Here is a 19,725-nt window from a genome sequence, read left to right as displayed (position 1 = left end):
GAGGATGACGTTGAAACGAAGCTTTGGATTGGGCTGCGCGCTGCTGGGCGCAATCGGACTGACCAGTGCGGCCGATGCCGCCGAGCAGATCACCTTCGTCTCGCAGGGCGGGGCCTATCAGCAGGCGCAGACGGTGGCGATCCTCGATCCCTCCGCCAAGAAGCTCGGCATCACCATCAACCAGGACTCCATTCCCGACGCCTGGCCCGCGATCAAGACCCAGGTCGGCAGCGGCAAGCCGATCTGGGATGTCGTCGACACCCCGACCGGCAACTGCCTGCGCGGCGGCGAGCAGGGGCTGATCGAGAAGCTCGACTTTTCGAAGATACCCAACGGCGCGGCGATGCCGGAGGCTTATCGCAGCCCATACTCGGTGTCCTACGAGTTCTATTCCAGCGTGCTGTCCTACAGCCAGAAGACCTTCCCGAAGGACGCGCCGAACAGCTGGGCCGATTTCTGGGACGTCAAGAAATTCCCCGGCCGCCGCGCGCTGCGCAATCATCCGTTCGCGACGCTCGAGGCGGCGCTGATGGCGGACGGCGTCGCACCCGACAGGCTCTACCCGCTCGACGTCGATCGCGCGTTCAAGAAGCTGGAGGAGATCAAGCCGCACATCACGGTGTGGTGGACCTCGGGCGCGCAATCGGCGCAGCTGCTCAACGACGGCGAGGTCGACATGGAGATGGCCTGGAACGGTCGCGTCAGCGCCGTCGCGAAGGAAGGCGCCAAGGTCGCCTTCACCTATAACGAGGGCATTTTGCAGAGCACCTCGCTCTGCATCCTCAAGGGCGCGCCGAACCTGGAAACGGCGGTGAAATTCCTCAACGAGGCCGTCGATCCCGTGCACCAGGCCAATCTGCCGCTGCACATCGACTACGGTCCGGGCAACCCCAAGGCGTTCGAGACGGGCGTGATCAAGCCCGAGCGCGCCGCGCAGCTGCCGAGCGAGCCGGCCAATGCGGCGAAGCAGGCGCTGATGTCCTACGCCTGGTGGTCCTCGCCGGCTGGCGAAGCCGCCGAGAAGCGCTGGGCATCGTTCATGCAGAAGTAAGGCGAGGTCAGCGTTGACGACATCCGTGCCAGATCCTTCCCAGAAGCATCAGCGCCGCGAGCACGGCCTGATGCTGGCACTGGTGTCGCCGGCGCTGCTGGTGATTCTGGCCCTGGTCGTGCTGCCGGTCGGCTGGCTCGCCTGGCAGTCGATCTACCACGACGGCTTCACCCTGGAGAACTATCGCCGCGTCTTCACCGAAGACGTCTACTGGCGCAGCTTTGCGCTGACCTTCGAGATCAGCCTCGCGGTCACGGTGATCGCGTTGCTGCTCGGCTATCCCGTGGCCTATCTCGCCAATTCGGTGCCGAAGGGATGGAGCATCCTGATCCTGTCGCTGGTGGTGCTGCCGTTCTGGACCAGCGTGCTGGTGCGCGCCTATGCCTGGCTCGCGCTGCTGCAGCGCACCGGCGTGATCAACCAATTCCTGCGCTATCTCGACGTCATCAGCGAGCCGCTCGCGCTGGTCCACAACACCTTCGGCACGGTGGTCGCGACCGTGCACATCCTGCTGCCGTTCATGGTCCTGCCGCTCTATGCCACCATGCAGAAGATCCCGAACGATCTGATGCAGGCCGGAGCCAGCCTGGGCGCGAGCCCGTCACTGACCTTCATGCGCGTGTTCCTCCCGCTGTCGCTGCCGGGCGTGCTCGCCGGCTGCACCATGGTGTTCGTGCTCTGCCTCGGCTTCTACATCACGCCGGAGTTGCTCGGGGGCGGACGCACGGTGATGGTGTCGATGCTGGTGAGTCGCAATGTCGAGCTCTACAACCAGTTCGGCGCGGCGAGCGCGGTTGCCGTGGTGCTGCTCCTCGGCGTGCTCGCGATCTTCTTCGTCGTCAGCCGCTTCATCTCGCTCGATCGTGTGCTGGGGCAGAAATGATGCGCGCCTCGCCCGCCCGAATGGCCCTCTACGCGATCAGCGCGCTGGTGCTGGTCTATCTGATCCTTCCCGTTCTGATCATCGCACCGATCTCGTTCTCCAGCGCGCGCTTCCTGACCTTCCCGCCGCCGTCCTTCTCGCTGCGCTGGTACCAGCAATATTTCGCCAACCCCGCCTGGATGCAGGCGACGCGGGTGACGCTGACGGTCGCGCTCCTCACCGTGGTGATCGCGACACCGTTCGGCGTGGCCGCTGCCTACGCCATCAGCCAGTCGAAGCTGCGGATCATGCGGCTGATCCACATGGCGCTGCTGCTGCCGCTGGTGGTGCCGATCATCATCACCGCGGTCGGCATCTTCTTCGTCTATGCCAGGGTCGGCCTGGTCGCGACCATGCCCGGCCTCGTGCTGGCGAACGTGATGCTGGGCCTGCCCTATGTCGTCATCTCCGTGCTGGCGGGCCTGCAGAGCTTCGATCCCGCGCAGGAGATGGTGGCGCGCAGCCTCGGCATGAACCGCCTGCGCAGCTTCTTCGCGGTGACGCTGCCACAGATCAAATCCAGCGTGGTTGCCGGCGGCATCTTCGCCTTCATCTCGGCGATGGACGAAACCATCGTCGCACTGTTCATCTCCGGCGGCCAGTATCAGCCGCTGACCAAGCGCATGTTCACCGCGCTCCGCGACGAGATCGATCCGACGATTGCCGCGATCTCGACGCTGATGACGGCGGCGTCCTTCATGCTGGTGCTGCTGGCGGGCACGCGGCAGAAGAAGGCTGGATGAGGGGGCGCCCCGTCCTCCGTCATTGCGAGCGTAGCGAAGCAATCCAGACTGTCTCCGCGGAAAGACTCTGGATTCCTTCGCTTCGCTCGCAATGACGATGTTGAGGCAGTTGCGTGCAAATGTCTCCCACCGTCACCCCGGCGAAAGCCGTTATTTCCTCGCCCCCAGCCACGCCAGGATCATCTCCACGATCTGCGTCCGGCTCTTCGCCAGCACCCTGGGCTCGCTGAGGTCACGATCGAACAGCGCCCCAAACGTATGGCGGTTGGCGACGCGGAAGAAGCAGTAGGAGGAGATGGCAAGGTGCAGGTCGATCGCGTCGACGTCGTCGCGGAAGACGCCTTCCGTGCGGCCGCGCTCGAGGATGCCGTCAAGGGTCGCAATCACGCTGGCGTTGAGCTGGCGCAGCTGCAGGTTCTGCTTCAGGTGCTTGCCATGGTGGATGTTCTCGATTGAGACGAGGCGGATGAAGTTCGGGTTGCGCTCGTCGTGGTCGAATGTCGCCTCGATCAGCCGGCGCAGGCCCTCGCGGGCGTCGCAGCTTTCGATGTCGAGCTGGTCCTCCAGCGCGCGGATGCTGCGATAGGCCTCCTCCAGCACCGCGAGGTAGAGCTGCTCCTTGCCGCCGAAATAGTAATAGATCATGCGCTTGGACGTGCGCGTCCGCGCCGCGATCGCATCGACGCGGGCGCCGGAATAGCCTTCCGAGGCGAATTCGGCCATCGCCACTTCGAGGATGTCGCGCTTGGTGCGCTCGGGATCGTTGATGCGCTTCGATGGGGGCGGCATGCGCTCGAGCATTGCTGTTTGTCCCGCCAGTTTCCATGGATCCCCTTGAGGGTGAAGGCAAATTTGGTCCGTCCCGACGGTCAATCCACGTATTGCACAAACGTACTAGGAAGTGGTGATAGAGTCTCGCAGCCCTGATGTCGACTTCAGCTCAGATGTCGCCGAAGCTCAGTCCGCCATCGCCATGGGCCTGAGCTTTCCTGCAAGGCCGCAGTAAGGATCACGCGCTCGCTCGCATTCTCGATCGCCAGCGATTTCGGCGGCCCAGCGGAAGGATGGTCGGGACACAGCTGGATATCTCATGGGGAGCCCATGACAATCAAGTCGCAGTTCGAGGACTTTGCCCGCACGTTCCTTGCAGGCCCCATCGAAGCCATCGATTTCCTGCTGCGACGGTATCCATCCCGAGGCGTGGCCGCTCCCGTAGTCAATTGGCAGTGATTCCGTCACGGCGATGACCGTCACCTTGGCCATCAACGCCTTTGCCAAAGCAATCCCATGCCTAATGCCGTTTCTCGCGACGTCCGAGCCGTCCGTGCTCAGGAGAGTCCGGGTGTACATTTGGCGGCTCCCTTTCTCGACGACCCTGTCGCCGTCTTCCGGTGTGATGGTTTGACTTCAACAGGGTCCTCGCATTCATGGACAGACCAGGACGGGAGTCTTTGCATGCGTAAGCACCTTGTTCGTCACGCTCCCGATGATCAGCGCGGCAAGTCCGCTGCGCCCATGCGATGACATCACGATGAGATTGCAGCCCTTGTCCGTGGCTGCTGCGATGATGGCCTGATGGGGTTGCCCGCTCTCCGTTTGGATCGTCTCGCAGGAAGCGCCGGCCGTTCTGGCTGCATTTGCCACCCCCTCCAATACGCTCGCGGCCTGTTCCTTGCGCAATTCGGCATATGTTGCGACTGCTTCGAGGAACCGGCCCGACACTTCGGAAAAGGCTTCCACGACGAAGATGAAGGATACGGTGGCTCCAAGGGATTTCGCCAGCGCCAATCCGTGCGCCACCCCGCGCTCCGCTAGCTGAGACCCATCTGTCGGAATGAGAATGTGCCGGTACATGCTCTATCTCCCGATTGCCCGGACGTATCGCTGCCTTGCAAAGATAAGCTAGCTCGCGTTCCGAATGCAGTCTTGAGATAAATCAACCTGTTGGTTCACTGTACCGCGATCAGGCTGTCCGCAATTGGCGCAACCTCGACGTCTGTCGAGGCGAACTCGGCGACGCCCTGGTCGCAATGGGGTGAGGCTCAGGTCGCGAACAGGACCCAGGCCAGCGACGCCAAAAGACTGGCGAGCCAGGCAACGCAAAACAGGAAAAACCAGTCGAGCCCGGTCATGGGGCCGAAAGCCGCGTCCCAGGCTTCGGAACAGCGAGATGTGAGCTTGGCCAGGAGCTTTGAAGGCATGGCGCAGGTCTAGCGGAATACGATCCGCCGGGTCTTGCTAGTCTGTGCCAGGGTTTTGAGGCCTTGTGCCGGCGTATATGCGAGTACCGTTCGAATCGCGATACATCCTTGGGCTGACACCGGTCCAACGAACGAAAGCGTGTGTGAAGGAACTGACCTCGCTGTAGCCCAACAACCATGCGATCTCGGAAATTGGCAATTCCGCTTCTCGGAGATAACGGCGGGCAATTGCATCTCGAAACTCTTCGAGAATGTTCGAGAAGCCCACGCCTTCGGACGATAGCGCCCGAGCGAGCGTTCTCCGGCTCATGCCGAGACGGCGCGCGACCTCCGCAGCGTTGGCCTTTCCGTGCGGGAGCAATTGTGCGATCTGATCCTCGACGCGAGACCGTAAGTTGCCCCGCCTCGAGGGCCGGTTGGCCAAGGCTTCATCGGCATATCGAAGCAACAGCTTGTTGAGGTGAGGATCAGCTCCTAAGAGGGGTAACGCGCCGATCTGCGCGGCAAACAGCACCTCGTCCCTGTCGGCCGAAAATGTGATGCCGCATCCCAACTGGGATCGGACATCCGAAGGAGTTTCGTGTCTGTGGTGCGTCAATTTGATCTGCCTTGGCGCGAGCCTGGCGCCGGTCAATGCGCGGCAGATACGGACAAGCGCAACGAGCCAGAATTCCGTGTGGTGTCGATCCGCTCGTCGAGCGATGTTGACATGCTCGAAACCGATCGCGAATCCCTGCTCCAGGGACGTCCGCAGCCGTACTCCTTCGTTGTTGATCGCGCAGTAGCGTTCGCCAGTGCGTAGTGCGTCGACGAGTCGCTCTGATGAGGCCATGACGTAGTACAGCAGCCCAATCTCCCCCAGCTCGAAGCCTTGAGCCAGGTGAAATCCGAAGCTGTCGTCCTGCAGTTCCTTCGCGGCGAGTTCAAGGAGCTTGATTTGCGCGCTCGCGTCGATGCGGCGCTTGGGATTCTCGATGTCCTCTATCAACAGGCCTGCCGCCGAGAGGATCGGAGCCAGGTCGATCCTCGCATCGCGAAGTCTGGCGCATGCGAGGCGAGCTATCCCTCCGGTCGAGGTTGGGATCAATGGCAAGGCGCTCGACGGGTGTTTGGCGGTTCTCATTCGGCACCGAGTTGTGGTCTCGGCAAACCTCGGGAGCTGCACGGGTCGTAGCTTGACCTATGTCAAGACCGATGTGTCTGAGACGGACAGTGTGACCTCAACTCGCAATTGAGTGGCCCAGAACCACAAGACGTGACGGAAGCATTCGTCTAGCTGATTGTTTTGCGGCCACGGCAATTTTGCATTTCGAACCGACGATGGACGTTTCCAAACTGGACGCACGAGGGTGAGTCAATGGGGGGACATGATTGCGCATCGGAACGAATTTCAGCTGACGCAGCCGGATCAACACCCCGGCACATTGGCCGGAGAGGCGGAGCGGCCGATCGCCGCTACGGCGGACGCCCGGACAAGCTAAGTCATGGCTGGTAAGCGGCCCGCTCGGCACGCCGGCATTCATCGGTCAGTTCATTTCGAGATCACCGAGGCCGCGAATTCCGGGCTCTGGGACTACTGTTTCGCGATCGGCAATCGCAACTTGTCGGGCAGGGTGCAGGCGATTCTGGGGCTGCTGGCAGCGCGCCGCGTCAAGATGAAGATAGACCGGGCGCTCAAGCACCACGCGTCGAGAGAAGAACGGGCCTCGCCTGCGCCAGAAACGCAAAGCCACCCGGAGGTCGTGCGTCGGACGGCGGTACGCTCCAGGATCATGGTGGCGTTCACCTGCGAGGCCTGCAATGCCGCCTACGAGGCGGTGCAGGTCCTCGTGGCGGCGAAGGGGATCTTTCGTTGCACTGTATGCTATTGGCCGGTCCATAGATGGGACGGCGCGCACGATTATTCTCGCTGGCGCCGGCTCGGCGAGAACCCGCGCAACCCCTGAATGCGGGTCGCGTCAGAACTGCACTTCGCCCGGAATGTCGTCGGCGCTGAGCCCGACGGTTTCATAGGCCTTCAGCAGCCATTCGCGGGTCTGGCCCATCGACCGGTTGTAATCGGCCCAGGCACTGAGGAAATCCTTGTAGCGGCGATCGGATTCGGCGCGGATGCCGAGATTGGTCGGCAGCGTCAGCAGCGGCCGCGGGATCGCGAGCTCGCCAAGCGTCGGATTCTTCTTCAGCGTGAAGATGGATAGCACCGCCAACGAGACATTGCAGTCGGCGCGGCCCGTCGAGACCGCGAGGATCGCCTCGTCGCGGGTCTTGAAGCCGAGGATGTCCGCCTTCGGGCAGTAGCGGCGCGCGATCGTCTCGTGCGTCGAGCCGATGTCGACCGCAATCTTGACCTCGGGCTTGTTGAGCTCGGCCCAGGTCGCAGGCTTGGCAAAGCCCTTCTTGGTGATCACCGTGAAGGAGTGCACCAGGATCGGGGTGGAGAAGTCGATCACGAGCGAACGCTCGGGCGTCGGGTTCACGGCAAAGGCCAGGTCGATCTTGTCCGCCTGCAGATCCAGGATCTGGTTGCCCCAGGTCGATTCCAGCGGCTCGACCTTGGCGCCGAGCTTGCCCGCGATGTCGTTCGCCATGTCGATACAGGCGCCCGACCATTGATTGGTCGCGAGGTCCTTGTGGAAGTAGGGGTCCTGACCGGCAATGACCGCGATCCGCAGCACGCCGGTCTTCCTGATGCGATCGAGCGTGGAGGTCGGCGCGGTGTCGGCCTTGGCCGAGACGGTTGCGGCCATGGCGGCGCCCGCCAGCGCGACGGTGGTGAATGCGTCCCTGCGGTTCATGGTCAGTGCTCCCCTCGGGAATGATCAACAGCTCCGGCTCGCGGACTATTTCTGTATTCAGATCGTAATGCAATATGGTATTGCGCCCTTGAGCGACGAGGCAGTTCGGAGCCTGGTCCGTTGGCACCGCGAGAGAAAACTGGGTGATACCGGCCGGGCCGCGGTCCGGTCTGCGATCCGGGATGAGAGGAGAAAGTCTGTGCGTGCTGTTTTCGTCGACGCCAACGACACGCTGGCCGCGGTCACCGAGAAGTTGCTGGGCGCGGCGAAACTGCCTGTCAGCATCAACCGCAATCCCTCCATCAAGCCCGACGATCTGCCCGGCCTGCTCGGCGATGCCGAGATCATGATCGTGGATCATGCGGCCGTGCCGAAGCCGATCGCCGGAACGTGCAAGGCGCTGAAGCATGTCGTTTTCCTCGGCACCGGCGCGCGCAGCTACATGAATCCGGAAGAGCTTGGCCAGCGCGGCATCTCCGTCCACACCATCAAGGGCTATGGCGACACGGCCGTTGCCGAATGCGCGATCGCGCTGATGTGGGCCTCCGCGCGAAATTTTGGCGAGATGGACCGCGGCATGCGCGAGGGCAACTGGCTGCGCCGTGACGCGATGCAGCTCACCGGCAAGACGCTCGGCTTGATCGGCTTCGGCGGCATCGCCGCGGAAACCGCACGCATGGCGGCGGGCTGCGGCATGAAGGTGATCGCCTGGAACAGGACGCCGAAGACGCATCCCGCCGTCACGTTCCTTTCGCTGGACAAGCTGCTCGCCGAGAGCCATGTCGTCTCGCTGCATCTCCTGCTCAACGACGAGACCAGGGGCTTCCTGTCGCGCGAGCGCATCGCGCAGATGCGCAAGGGCAGCATTTTGATCAACACCGCGCGTGGCGCCGTGGTCGACGAGGACGCGATGCTGGAGGCGCTGCGCTCGGGCCACATCGCCCACGCCGGCCTCGACGTCTTCACCATCGAGCCGCTGCCGGCCGGGCATCCGCTGACAAAGCTTCCGAACGTGACGTTGTCGGCGCATTCGGCGTTCCGCACGCCCGAGGCGAGCGACAACCTCATTGGCGCGGCGCTCGATCACTGCCGCCGCATCATCGCCACCGGCAAGTGAAGATGAAACCGATGCACCAGGTTCGACCCAGGTTCAGCTCTCCCCAACGGGGAGAGATCGGATTGCTATGGCGCGCAGCTATCCGAACTCTCCCTGCGGGAGTGGTGAACGAGACTCCGCCTGAGACTTGAAGGAAGCCCGATGTCTGATATCACCCGCATCGACCAGAACGCCCGCCGCAGCCGCGCTTCCGTGTTCGGCGATCTCGTCTTCCTCGCAGGCCAGGTCGCGGATATCAAGACCGCCGACATCACCCAGCAGACAAAGGAAGCGCTGGCCAAGGTCGACGACATGCTGGCGCGCGCCGGCACCGACAAGTCGCGCCTGCTGAGCGTGCAGGTCTGGCTCAAGACGATGGACGATTTCGACGCCATGAACGCGGTCCATGACGCCTGGGTCGTGCCGGGCAACGCACCGACGCGCGCCTGCGGCAAGGTCGAGCTCGCCGATCCCGCCTATCGCATCGAGGTGATCGCGATTGCCGCGCGCGGCTGACATGCGTGCCGATGCCGGCTGCACTGTTTGCATCGGCCTTGCACCTTATGTCCGCCTGTCCTACGCCACCCCGGAACAAAACTTGCGCGAGGCCTTGAAGCGCATCGCCAAAGCCTGCAGGGAGCCGTCATGACCGTTCGCAACACCCGCACCGGGGGCCAGATCCTGATCGATCAGCTCGTCGCCCAAGGCGTCGAGCGCGTCACCTGCGTGCCGGGCGAGAGCTATCTCGCGGCACTCGACGCGCTGCATGACAGCCCGATCGACGTCGTGATCTGCCGCGCCGAGGGCGGCGCGGCGATGATGGCGGAGGCCTATGGCAAGCTCACGGGCCGGCCCGGCGTCTGCTTCGTCACCCGCGGACCCGGCGCCACCAATGCCAGCCACGGCGTTCACATCGCGATGCAGGACTCGACGCCGATGATCCTGTTCGTCGGCCAGGTCGACACCGGCATGCGCGAGCGCGAGGCGTTCCAGGAGCTCGACTACAAGGCGGTGTTCGGCTCCATGGCGAAATGGGCGGTCGAGATCGATCGTCCCGACCGCATTCCGGAACTGGTCGCGCGCGCCTTCCGCGTCGCCATGCAGGGCCGTCCCGGTCCCGTCGTGATCGCACTGCCGGAGAACATGCTGACCGAGACCGCTGCCGTTGCCGACGCGATGCGCATCGAGCCGGCGGTGAGCTGGCCGGCACCATCCGACATCGAGCGCGTCGGCGCGATGCTCGCGAGCGCCAAGGCGCCGCTCGTCATCCTCGGCGGCTCGCGCTGGACCGACGAGGCCACCAAGAGCATCGCGCGCTTTGCCGAACGCTTCGATCTGCCGGTCGCGACCTCGTTCCGCCGGGCCTCGCTGATCGACGCCGATCATTCGCACTATGCCGGCGATCTCGGCATCGGGCCGAGCCCGGGCCTCAAGGCGCGCGTCGACGATGCGGATGTCATCCTGCTCATCGGCGGCCGCATGTCGGAGATGCCGTCCTCGTCCTACACGCTGCTCGACATTCCATCGCCGAAGCAGAAGCTGATCCATGTCCATCCGGGCTCGGAAGAGCTCGGCCGGGTCTATCAGCCGGCGCTGGCGATCCAGGCGACGCCCGCCGCCTTCGCGGCGGCCGTCGCGACGCTCAAGCCTCCCGGTGCCGTTGCCTGGAAGGGCGAGGCAGCAAAGGCGCATGCCGATTACCTCGCCTGGACCGACAAGGCGCGCGAGCTGCCGGGCACGTTCCAGTATGGCCAGGTCATGACCTGGCTGCGTGACCGCCTGCCGAAGGACGCCATCGTCTGCAACGGCGCCGGCAATTATGCCGGCTGGATCCATCGCCATCACCGCTTCCACAGCTTTGCGTCGCAGCTCGCGCCGACCTCGGGCTCGATGGGCTATGGCGTGCCGGCAGGCGTGCTGGCCAAGCGGCAATATCCGGATCGCGTCGTCGTCGCCTTTGCCGGCGACGGCTGTTTCCTGATGAACGGCCAGGAATTCGCGACCGCCGTGCAATACGACGCGCCGCTGGTCGTCATCGTCGTCGACAATTCGCAATACGGCACCATCCGCATGCACCAGGAGCGCGACTATCCCGGCCGCGTCGTCGGCACCCAGCTCAAGAACCCGGACTTTGCGATGTACGCCAAGGCGTTCGGCGGCCATGGCGAGCGCGTCGAGCGCACCGAAGAGTTCGCGCCGGCCTTCGAGCGCGCGCTGGCTTCGGGCAAGCCGTCGATCCTCCACTGCATCATCGATCCGCGCGCGATCTCGGTCGGCAAGGATTTCACGCCAGCGGTGAAGGCGTAAGCGATGCCCGAAGGCCGCCACGTCGCCATCATCGGAGCCGGCGCGGTCGGCGTGATCAGCGCCATCGAGGCGCTGCGCGAGGGGCATCGCGTCACGCTGATCGATCCGGGCGAGCCAGGCGGCGAACAGGCGGCGAGCTATGGCAATGCCGGCTGGCTGTCCTCGCATTCGGTAATCCCGCCGGCCGAGCCCGGCGTCTGGAAGAAGGTGCCGGGCTATCTGATGGACCCGCTCGGCCCGCTCGCGATCCGCTGGTCTTATCTGCCTAAGGCCTTGCCGTGGCTGATCAAGTATCTGCTCTCGGGCTGGACCGCGGCGCGCGTGGAGAAGACGGCCTTTGCGCTGCGCGATCTCCTCAAGGACGCGCCGCTGCTGCATCGAAAGCTCGCGGAAGAAGCGGGCGTGCCTGAGTTGATCGAGCGCAACGGTGTGATGCATGTGTTCCCGTCGCGCGGCAATTTCGACAGCGATCTCGGCTGGCGCCTGCGCAGGAAGGTCGGCGTCGAGTGGCTGGAACTCGATGCCGACGAGATGCGGCAGCGCGAGCCGGAGCTGCATCCGCGCTACACCTTTGGTGTCGTGGTGGAGGAGGCCGGCCGCTGCCGCGATCCCGGCGCTTACGTTGCGGCCCTCGCCAATCATGCGCTGGCGAACGGGGCGAAGCACGTGCGAGCCAAGGCGACCGGCCTAAAACTGTCCGGCAACAAGCTCGTGGCCGTGCTCACCGAAACCGGTGAGATCGCTTGCGATGCTGCTGTGGTCGCAGCTGGTGCTAGATCGAAGCAGCTCACCGCATCGGTCGGCGATCCCCTGCCGCTCGAGACCGAGCGCGGCTATCACGTCATGATCGAGAATCCGGAATCAGGTCCGTGCAGCTCGATGATGGCGTCCGACGCCAAGATGGTGGTGAATTGGACCAACAAGGGCCTGCGCGCCGCCGGCACGGTCGAGATCGCCGGCCTAGAGGCCGCGCCGAACTGGAAACGCGCCGAGATCCTGCGCAACCACCTGCTCGGCATGTTCCCGAAACTGCCCAAGGACATTCCGGCCTCGCGCATCAAGACATGGTTCGGCCATCGTCCGAGCATGCCTGATGGACTTCCCTGCATCGGCCATGCGCGCGCCTCGCGCGACATCGTCTATGCCTTCGGCCACGGTCATGTCGGCCTGGTCGGCTCGGCCCGCACCGGCCGTCTCGTCGCCCAGCTCCTGAGCGGCAAGCCGCCCGAAATCCCGCTCGCGCCGTTCTCTCCTGATCGTTTCCTCTGAGATCGCACCCATGACCTATCCTGCCAACTCGCCTTCTCGTATTGCCCGCGGCGGCAAGGCCATCTACGGCGCGCCGCTCGGCATCTTGATGCTGGAGGCGCGCTTTCCCCGCATTCCCGGCGATATGGGCAATGGCACGACCTGGCCGTTCCCGGTGCTCTATCGCGTCGTGAGCGGCGCCTCGCCGGAGAAGGTTGTGCTGAAGGGCGCGGCCGGCCTCTTGCCCGACTTCATCGATGCCGCGAAGGATCTGGTGCGGCTGGGGGCGGAGGCCATCACCACCAATTGCGGCTTCCTCTCGCTGTTCCAGAAGGAGATCGCCGCCGCCGTCGGCGTGCCCGTCGCGACCTCGTCACTGATGCAGGTGCCGTGGGTGCAAGCGACGCTGCCTCCCGGCAAACGCGTCGGCCTCGTCACGGTCTCGGGCTCGACCCTGACGCCGGCCCATCTCGAGGGCGCCGGCGTGCCGCTCGATACGCCGCTGGTTGGCACCGAGCACGGCAAGGAATTTTTCCGCGTCCTGATCAAGGCCGAGAAGGACGACATGGACGTCGCGCAGGCCGAGCGCGACGTGGTCGAGGCCGGCAAGGAGCTTGTCGCGAAAAACCCTGACGTCGGCGCCATCGTGCTCGAATGCACCAACATGCCGCCTTACGCGGCGGCCTTGCAGGCCGAGGTCGGCTTGCCGGTCTACGACATCTATTCCATGATCACATGGTTTCATGCTGGACTGCGCCCGCGCGTCTTCGCCTGATTCCGGCGGTCGCAAAGCTCTGAACAAGCTCGGCCAGACCGTGGTTTACATTGCCATCGGCCAAGCCGCCCCGGTATATTGAGCTGTGTTCGGGCATGAATGCAGCTGATGATGAGCAACGTGGAACTGGCTTCCGACAGTATTGTCGATCGCGTCTATGAGCAGCTCAAGGCGATGGCCGTGAGCTACGAGTTCAAGCCGGGCGAGCGGCTCAACGAAGGCGAGCTGGCCAAGCGCCTCGGCGTCAGCCGCACGCCGCTGCGCGAGGCGCTCAACCGCCTCAACACCGAAGGTTTCCTGCGCTTCACGCCGGGCAAGGGCTTCTTCTGCCGCGAGCTCGACGCGCACGAGATCTTCGACCTCTACGAGCTGCGCAAGTCGATCGAGGTCGCCGCAATCCGCCTCGCCATCAGGCGCGCCAGGGACGAGGACATCGACGCGCTGCTGAAATTCCTCGAAGCCACCGGCCCCGATCCCGGCGAGCGCACCTCGGTGGAGCTGGTCGAGCTGGACGAGACCTTTCACGAGCGGCTGATGGGCATGTCGAACAATGCCGAGATGCTGCGCGTGCTGCGCAACGTCAACGCCCGCATCCGCTTCGTGCGCTGGATCGACATGGACCGCATCAACCGCTCCAACACGCAGGCCGAGCACCGCGCCGTGGTCGAGGGCCTGAAGGCGCGCAATGAGGAGACCTGCGTGTCGGTGCTGGAAAAGCACATCGACCGCCGCCTCGACCGCATCACCGCCGCGATCAAGGAAGGCTACGCGCAGATCTACATGCCGGCGGCGGCGCGAACGGCGGCGAATTGACGCTCTCTTCTTCCTCTCCCCTTGTGGGAGAAGGTGGCGCGAAGCGCCGGATGAGGGGCCTCCGTCCGCGTGCAAAGATGCCTATGAAATGCGCCGAGACAGACCCTCACCCAGGTGAGCCCGCACCGTGGTGAGGGAATTCGGCCGGCTCGACATCAGGGTCAACAACGCCGGCGTCGCTCGCAACCGGGACATCCTCGAGATTACCGAAGCGGAATTCGACAGTATTCCAGCGGCGGGCGTTGGAGAGCTCGCTCTCGCCACATTCGCCGCGGCGTACTGGATGCCCCGCCTGCGCGGGGGATGACAGCGGTGTTCGTATTGGGCTGCGAACTCACTCCGCGGCGACCGTCATCCCGTAGCCCAGCCGCTTCGAAATACCGCCGGCGCAGTCGCGCAGCGCATGTGCGATCGGGCTGTCCCAGCGCACATCGAAAGTGCCTTCCGGCCCCATCGCGGTGATGACCAGCGCGACGTGGCCGGAATGGTCGAACACCGGCGCCGAGAACGCGTTGACGCCGGGCAGGGGATCGCCGAGCGCACGGGCGAGGCCGTGCTTGCGGACCTCGGCGAGCATGTCGGCGACCTTCGGGCCCTTTATCGCCCGCTTCGGATTGTAGCCGACGCCATGGCGGTCAAGGCCGCTTTCGAGTGCGGCATTGATGGTCTTCTCGGGCAGGAAGGCCGCGAAGGCGCGCCCCGTGGCGGTCTCCAGCAGCGCCATCACTGAGCCCGCACGCATCACGATGTGTACGGGCTGGCCCGGCTCTTCGAGCTGCACGACGGTCGGGCCATGCGTGCCCCACACCGCGAGCGACACGGCGTGGCCGATCTGGCTCGCGAGGCCAGCGATCTTCGGTCCCGCGATACGCACGCCGGAGAGACGGCGCAGGCTGATCAGGCCGAGCTCCAGCGCGAGTGCGCCGATCTCGTAGCGGCCGGTGATCTCGTCCTGCTCGATCAGGCCGATGCGGGAGAAGCTGGCGAGATAGGGATGCGCCTTGGCCGGCGTCATGCCGGCCTCGCGCGCGAGATCGCGCAGCATCATCGGCTCGCCGCTGCGGGCAAGCGCGCGGAGCAATTCTCCGCCGACCTCGATCGACTGGATGCCGCGGCTTTCTCTCTTCATGCGCCTCCGATGCGCTTGGCTTACGCCGCGTTGCGCCTCGCGGCGCTGTCGGCGAGATGACGGCCCGCAATGTAGCCGAAGGTCAGCGCCGGCCCAAGCGTGATGCCTGCACCGGGATAATTGCCGCCCATGATGCTCGCCATGTCGTTGCCGGCGGCATAGAGCCCGGGAATCACCCGGCCTTCGCCGTCGAGCGCCCGCGCGTTCTCGTCGGTGACGATGCCGGCATAGGTGCCGAGATCGCCGACCACCATCTTGATGGCGTAGAACGGGCCGTTCTCGATCGGCGCGATGCAGGGGTTCGGGCCATGCAGCGCATCGCCCTGGTAGCGGTTATAGGCTTTCGAACCTTTGCCGAAGGCGGCGTCCTGGCCCTGCGGCGCGGTCGCGTTGAACTGCTTGACCGTCTCGACGAATGCCTTTGCGTCGATGCCGGCTTTCGCCGCCAGCGCCTCGAGCGTGTCGCCACGCAAGAGGTAGCCGGTACCGAGGTGATGACCCAGCGGCATCGGGAAGGGCGGCACGCAGCCGAGGCCGTACTTGCGCAGCGTCCGGTGATCGCAAACGAGATACGCTGCGATCTCCTCGCCGGGCCTGGCGGCCTTGATCATGGCCTGGACGAAGTCGTGATAGGAATTGCCCTCGTTTGCAAAGCGCCTGCCGTCGCGCATCACCGCGATCACGCCGGGCTTGGCGCGGTCGATGAAGTGCGGCATCACGCCCTTCGAGCCGTCCTTGCGCGTGGTCAGCGACACCGGCACCCACGCCGCCGCATTCGGCAGGCGATCCTCGATGCGTCCGCCGGCGCTTTCCGCAAGGCGCAGGCCGTCGCCGGTGTTGCCGGTCGGTCCCGGCGAAAAGTGCTCGTTGCCGGTCGGTGCGTGCGGGAACATCTTCCTGCGACGTTCGACATCATGCGGGAATCCGCCGCAGGCGAGCACGACGCCTTGTCGCGCGCGGACGCGCACATTGCGCCCTTCGCGCGAGACGATGGCGCCGGTGACAGTGCCGCTCTCGACCGTCAGCTCGCGAACCGGCGAGGACAGCCACATCGGAATCTTGAGATCGAGCGCGGACTTCGCGAGACGCCCGGCCAGCGCATTGCCGTTGGTCAAGGTCATGCCGCGGCCGTAGCGCAGCACGTCCATCAAGTGACGCGACAGGCGCTTGACGACGTAAACCGCCGACGTCAGCGACTTCGTCACCCGCATGAAGTGGATGATCTCCTTGCCGCTTCCGAGCATCATGCCGAACACGGTGAGCTCGGGCAGGGGCATGCCGAGCGTCTTGATCTGCTCGCCAAGCTCGCGGCCGTCGAACGGGCGCGTCACCATGGAGCGGCCGCCCTGCGCGCCGCCGGGCGCTTCGGCATGATAGTCCGGGAACACCAGCGGCATGTCGAAGCGCAGTGCCGTCCTGGTGGTGAAGAAATCCACCGCCTCGGGGCCGGCGCTGAGGAAGGCGTCGACCCGCGCGGCGTCGTAGTTGTTGCCCGCCTCGTGCCGCAAGTAAGTGCGCGCCTGCTCCGGCGTTTCTTCGATGCCATAGGCCTTCGCCAGCGAGGTGCCGGGAATCCACAGCCAGCCGCCGGAGCGGGCGGTGGTGCCGCCGAAGCGCGGCTCCTTCTCGACGATCAGGACGTCGAGGCCGCGATAGCGCGCGGTGATCGCGGCCGACATGCCGGAGCAACCCGATCCGGCCACGAGCACGTCGCACTCGTAGGTCTCAATCGTGCTGTGCTCGTTGCCCGTCATCGTTCACCTCACTTCTTCAGGAGTGGACATTTGGACTCGGAGACCGGGCGGAAGGCGTCCTCGCCCTTCACGGTCTTGACGATATCCAGATAATCCCACGGCTCCTTCGACTGCTCGGGCGTCTTCACCTTGGCCAGATACATGTCGCGAATGACGCGGCCGTCCTCGCGCAACTTGCCGCCGTGGACGAAGATATCCTCGATCGGCAGCTCGCGCATCTTGGCCATCACCTTGGCCGGATCGTCGGTGCCAGCCGCCTTGATGCCCTTCAGATAATGCAGCACCGAGCCATAGACGCCGGTCTGGATCATGGTCGGCATCACCTTGGTGCGCTCGTAGAACTTCTTCGACCAGGCGCGCGTCGCCTCGTCCATGTTCCAGTAGGAGGCCGTGGTCATGTAGGTGCCCTGCGCGGCCTTGAGGCCGATCGCATGCACGTCGGTGTCGAACATCAACAGGCCCACCAGCTTCTGGCCGCCCTGGACGAGGCCGAACTCGCCGGATTGCTTGATGGCGTTGTCGGTGTCCTGGCCGGCATTGGCGAAAGCAACGACGTCGGATTTCGAGCTCTGGGCCTGCAGCGCGAAGGAGGAGAAGTCGGCGGTGTTGGTCGGATGCTTGACGCCGCCGAGCACGTTGCCGCCCATCTCGTTGATGAAGCGCGTGGCGTCCTTCTCGAGCTGCTGGCCGAAGGCGTAGTCCGCCGTGATGAAGTACCAGGACTTGCCGCCTTCCTTGATCACGGCGGAAGCCGTCACCTTCGACAGCGCATAGGTATCGTACGTGAAGTGCACGGTGTTCGGGCTGCACAGCTCGTCGGTCAGCGAGCTCGCGCCGGGGCCGGAAAGCAGGGCGATCTTGTTGCGCTCGCGCACCATGTTGTGCACGGCGATCGCGATGCCGGAATTGGGGATGTCGACGACCGCGTCGACCTTGCCGTTGTCGAACCAGCCTCGCACGATCTGCACGCCGACATCGGTCTTCATCTGGTGATCGGCGCTGATGATCTCGATGGGCTTGCCGAGCACCGTCGGTCCGAATTCCTCCACCGCCATCTTCGCGGCCTCGACCGATCCCGGTCCGCTGTTGTCGCGGCCCCAGCTCGACAGATCCGTCAGCACGCCGATCCGCACGGCATCGTCGGAGACTTGAGCGGCGGCAATTGTGGTCATGGCGGCCGAAGTCATGGCCGCGAGCATGGCGCGGGCCAGAAACCCTCTCATCGTCGTTCCCTCGCTTTTATGGGCCGCTAGGTGCGGCGGGCTGTTCGGACATAAGTTAGATATTAGCAAATTAGTTTGTCAATAGCGAATGAGGCCAGATGGACGAGTTCCGTGATCGCCGAGGCGCCGTCGCGCAGAGTCGCAAACAACTGCCTAAACGCCGTCATTGCGAGCGAAGCGAAGCAATCCAGACTTTCTCCGCAGAGGCAGATTGGATTGCTTCGTCGCAAGGGCTCCTCGCGATGACGGTGTTGATAGAGCAGCGCGCGAAGCTCGCGTCGTTGTCCTGTGAGAGCTTCCACGTCCGCAGGTTGCAAGCCTCATCCTTCTTGGCCATGATGCCGCCTGGAATCTTGGGGCATGGCATGACGGCAGCAACGGGCGTCTCCGCGGCGACGGAGAGATCGACGACGGCGCATGTGGTGTGGGCGAGCGCGCTCGGCACCGCGATCGAGTGGTACGATTTCCTGATCTACGGCACGGCCGCCGCGCTGGTCTTCAACAAGCTGTTCTTTCCGAGCTTCGATCCGTTCGTCGGCACGCTGGTCGCGTTCTCGACCTATGCGGTCGGTTTCGTGGCACGGCCGATCGGCGGCGCGATCATCGGGCATTACGGCGACCGGCTCGGCCGCAAGACCATGCTGGTTGCAACCATGATCGCGATGGGGCTCGGCACCTTCCTGATCGGCTGCCTGCCGAGCTACAGCCAGATCGGCGCCTGGGCGCCGATCCTGCTGATCGCCTTGCGCTTCGTCCAGGGCATCGGGCTCGGCGGCGAATGGAGCGGGGCGGTCGTCATGGTGATCGAGCATGCCGGTAACCGCCGCGGCTTCTACGGCAGCCTGGTGCAGATCGGCTTTCCCGTCGGCGTCGCCGCCTCCACCGGCATCTTTGCGCTGATGACGCAGCTACCCGAGGCCGACTTCCTGAGCTGGGGCTGGCGCGTGCCGTTCTGGCTCAGCATTCTGCTGGTCGGTGTCGGCTTCATCGTGCGGCTCAAGCTTGCGGAGACGCCGCACTTCAAGGAGGTGGTGGAGCGCAAGGAAGTGCTGGCGCAGCCGGTGCTGGAGGTGCTGCGGCGCGACTGGCGCAGCTTTCTGCTGGCGATCGGCATCACGGTCTCGGAGGTGGGTCTTGCTTATCTCCTCACCGTCTTCACGGTGGTTTATGCCACCACGAAACTCGGCCTGCCGCGCCAGGTGATCCTGAACGCGGTGGTCTATGCCGCGATCGTCGAGTTCGCGACGCTGCCGCTCGCCGGCTGGCTGTCCGACATCTTCGGCCGCAGGGCGCTGTACCTCGCCGGCGGCGTGTTCTCGGTGGCGCTGGCGTTTCCGCTGTTCTGGTTCCTCGCCACCAGGGAGCCGGCGCTGATCACGCTCGCGCTCGTCGTCACGATGACGCTGACCCATGCGCTGCTGTTCGGGCCGAAGGCCGCCTTCATGCCGGAACTGTTCCGCACCCAGGTACGCTACAGCGGCGCATCGCTCGGCGCCAACGTCGCGGCCGCGCTGAGCGGCGGCTTCTCGCCGTTGATCGCAACCGCGCTGCTGGCATTTGCCGGATCGTACTGGCCGGTGTCGGTCTACATCATCGCGCTCTCGATCATCACGATCATCGCGACCTTGCTGGCGCCGGAGACGGCGCGCGACGGCCTGAAATAGCGGG

At 64.6% G+C, this 19,725-nt stretch carries 20 protein-coding genes; 12 read left to right on the top strand and 8 right to left on the bottom strand.

Features of this window, described 5'->3' with window-relative positions:
* The first annotated feature begins 4 nt into the window (after positions 1–4).
* The 3 genes from ACRQ5Q_RS35235 to ACRQ5Q_RS35225 all read left to right on the top strand — a co-directional run bounded on the left by ACRQ5Q_RS35235 (position 5) and on the right by ACRQ5Q_RS35225 (position 2,716).
* Positions 5–1,051: an ABC transporter substrate-binding protein gene (locus ACRQ5Q_RS35235; protein ID WP_439394506.1), complete on the top strand. Its 1,047-nt coding sequence runs from the start codon at positions 5–7 to the stop codon at positions 1,049–1,051.
* A gap of 70 nt (positions 1,052–1,121) precedes the next feature.
* A complete protein-coding gene (locus ACRQ5Q_RS35230; protein WP_439375680.1) occupies positions 1,122–1,934 on the top strand; it encodes an ABC transporter permease in 813 nt (270 codons plus the stop codon).
* Positions 1,931–2,716, top strand: coding sequence for an ABC transporter permease (locus ACRQ5Q_RS35225; RefSeq protein WP_439370209.1), 786 nt, complete (start codon positions 1,931–1,933; stop codon positions 2,714–2,716). Before ACRQ5Q_RS35230 ends, ACRQ5Q_RS35225 begins: the two co-directional genes overlap by 4 nt.
* 150 nt (positions 2,717–2,866) lie before the next feature.
* On the opposite strand, the gene ACRQ5Q_RS35220 is transcribed toward ACRQ5Q_RS35225, so the two are convergent.
* The 4 genes from ACRQ5Q_RS35220 to ACRQ5Q_RS35205 all read right to left on the bottom strand — a co-directional run bounded on the left by ACRQ5Q_RS35220 (position 2,867) and on the right by ACRQ5Q_RS35205 (position 6,040).
* A complete protein-coding gene (locus ACRQ5Q_RS35220; RefSeq protein ID WP_439370208.1) occupies positions 2,867–3,517 on the bottom strand; it encodes a TetR family transcriptional regulator in 651 nt (216 codons plus the stop codon).
* Between the two features lie 156 nt (positions 3,518–3,673).
* Positions 3,674–4,066 (bottom strand): hypothetical protein, encoded by a 393-nt coding sequence (locus ACRQ5Q_RS35215; protein ID WP_439394504.1) that lies wholly within the window; start codon positions 4,064–4,066, stop codon positions 3,674–3,676.
* Between the two features lie 75 nt (positions 4,067–4,141).
* Positions 4,142–4,570: a universal stress protein gene (locus tag ACRQ5Q_RS35210; protein WP_439394502.1), complete on the bottom strand. Its 429-nt coding sequence runs from the start codon at positions 4,568–4,570 to the stop codon at positions 4,142–4,144.
* Between the two features lie 384 nt (positions 4,571–4,954).
* Positions 4,955–6,040, bottom strand: a complete 1,086-nt coding sequence (locus ACRQ5Q_RS35205) for an AraC family transcriptional regulator (protein ID WP_439370204.1) — start codon at positions 6,038–6,040, stop codon at positions 4,955–4,957.
* A gap of 361 nt (positions 6,041–6,401) precedes the next feature.
* On the opposite strand from ACRQ5Q_RS35205, the gene ACRQ5Q_RS35200 reads away from it, so the two are divergent.
* Complete coding sequence (locus ACRQ5Q_RS35200; RefSeq protein ID WP_439394500.1) at positions 6,402–6,863, top strand: hypothetical protein; 462 nt, start codon at positions 6,402–6,404, stop codon at positions 6,861–6,863.
* A 12-nt stretch (positions 6,864–6,875) separates the two neighbouring features.
* Here the strand turns inward: ACRQ5Q_RS35200 and ACRQ5Q_RS35195 are convergent, their stop codons facing one another.
* Entirely contained in the window at positions 6,876–7,712 is an 837-nt protein-coding gene (locus ACRQ5Q_RS35195; protein ID WP_439394499.1) for a transporter substrate-binding domain-containing protein, read from the bottom strand.
* 199 nt (positions 7,713–7,911) lie between these two features.
* On the opposite strand from ACRQ5Q_RS35195, the gene ACRQ5Q_RS35190 reads away from it, so the two are divergent.
* The 7 genes from ACRQ5Q_RS35190 (at position 7,912) to ACRQ5Q_RS35160 (ending at position 14,258) form a co-directional block, all read left to right on the top strand.
* Positions 7,912–8,829: an NAD(P)-dependent oxidoreductase gene (locus tag ACRQ5Q_RS35190; RefSeq protein ID WP_439394497.1), complete on the top strand. Its 918-nt coding sequence runs from the start codon at positions 7,912–7,914 to the stop codon at positions 8,827–8,829.
* Positions 8,830–8,970: 141 nt separating this feature from the next.
* A complete protein-coding gene (locus ACRQ5Q_RS35185; protein ID WP_439394496.1) occupies positions 8,971–9,324 on the top strand; it encodes a RidA family protein in 354 nt (117 codons plus the stop codon).
* A gap of 129 nt (positions 9,325–9,453) precedes the next feature.
* The gene (locus ACRQ5Q_RS35180; RefSeq protein WP_439370199.1) at positions 9,454–11,115 is read left to right on the top strand and encodes a thiamine pyrophosphate-binding protein; all 1,662 of its coding nucleotides are present in this window, start codon (positions 9,454–9,456) and stop codon (positions 11,113–11,115) included.
* Between the two features lie 3 nt (positions 11,116–11,118).
* The gene (locus ACRQ5Q_RS35175; RefSeq protein WP_439394494.1) at positions 11,119–12,384 is read left to right on the top strand and encodes an NAD(P)/FAD-dependent oxidoreductase; all 1,266 of its coding nucleotides are present in this window, start codon (positions 11,119–11,121) and stop codon (positions 12,382–12,384) included.
* Between the two features lie 10 nt (positions 12,385–12,394).
* Complete coding sequence (locus ACRQ5Q_RS35170; RefSeq protein WP_439370197.1) at positions 12,395–13,138, top strand: aspartate/glutamate racemase family protein; 744 nt, start codon at positions 12,395–12,397, stop codon at positions 13,136–13,138.
* 108 nt (positions 13,139–13,246) lie between these two features.
* A complete protein-coding gene (locus tag ACRQ5Q_RS35165; protein ID WP_439370196.1) occupies positions 13,247–13,951 on the top strand; it encodes a GntR family transcriptional regulator in 705 nt (234 codons plus the stop codon).
* A gap of 127 nt (positions 13,952–14,078) precedes the next feature.
* Positions 14,079–14,258 (top strand): hypothetical protein, encoded by a 180-nt coding sequence (locus ACRQ5Q_RS35160; protein ID WP_439394492.1) that lies wholly within the window; start codon positions 14,079–14,081, stop codon positions 14,256–14,258.
* 27 nt (positions 14,259–14,285) lie between these two features.
* Here the strand turns inward: ACRQ5Q_RS35160 and ACRQ5Q_RS35155 are convergent, their stop codons facing one another.
* The 3 genes from ACRQ5Q_RS35155 to ACRQ5Q_RS35145 are packed head-to-tail and all read right to left on the bottom strand — an operon-like array spanning position 14,286 to position 18,057.
* Positions 14,286–15,080 carry an IclR family transcriptional regulator gene (locus ACRQ5Q_RS35155; RefSeq protein WP_439370195.1) on the bottom strand — a complete coding sequence of 265 codons (795 nt, stop codon included), beginning with the start codon at positions 15,078–15,080 and terminating at the stop codon, positions 14,286–14,288.
* A 20-nt stretch (positions 15,081–15,100) separates the two neighbouring features.
* A complete protein-coding gene (locus ACRQ5Q_RS35150; RefSeq protein WP_439370194.1) occupies positions 15,101–16,834 on the bottom strand; it encodes an FAD-dependent oxidoreductase in 1,734 nt (577 codons plus the stop codon).
* An 8-nt stretch (positions 16,835–16,842) separates the two neighbouring features.
* Entirely contained in the window at positions 16,843–18,057 is a 1,215-nt protein-coding gene (locus tag ACRQ5Q_RS35145; RefSeq protein WP_439370193.1) for an ABC transporter substrate-binding protein, read from the bottom strand.
* Between the two features lie 365 nt (positions 18,058–18,422).
* On the opposite strand from ACRQ5Q_RS35145, the gene ACRQ5Q_RS35140 reads away from it, so the two are divergent.
* Positions 18,423–19,721, top strand: coding sequence for an MFS transporter (locus ACRQ5Q_RS35140; protein ID WP_439394490.1), 1,299 nt, complete (start codon positions 18,423–18,425; stop codon positions 19,719–19,721).
* The last annotated feature ends 4 nt before the right edge of the window (positions 19,722–19,725 follow it).

It is taken from the genome of Bradyrhizobium sp. PMVTL-01 (genome assembly GCF_051861855.1).
Taxonomy (GTDB): domain Bacteria; phylum Pseudomonadota; class Alphaproteobacteria; order Rhizobiales; family Xanthobacteraceae; genus Bradyrhizobium.
Note: the sequence above shows the minus strand (reverse complement) of the source record. Positions and strands in the feature narration are given on the sequence as shown.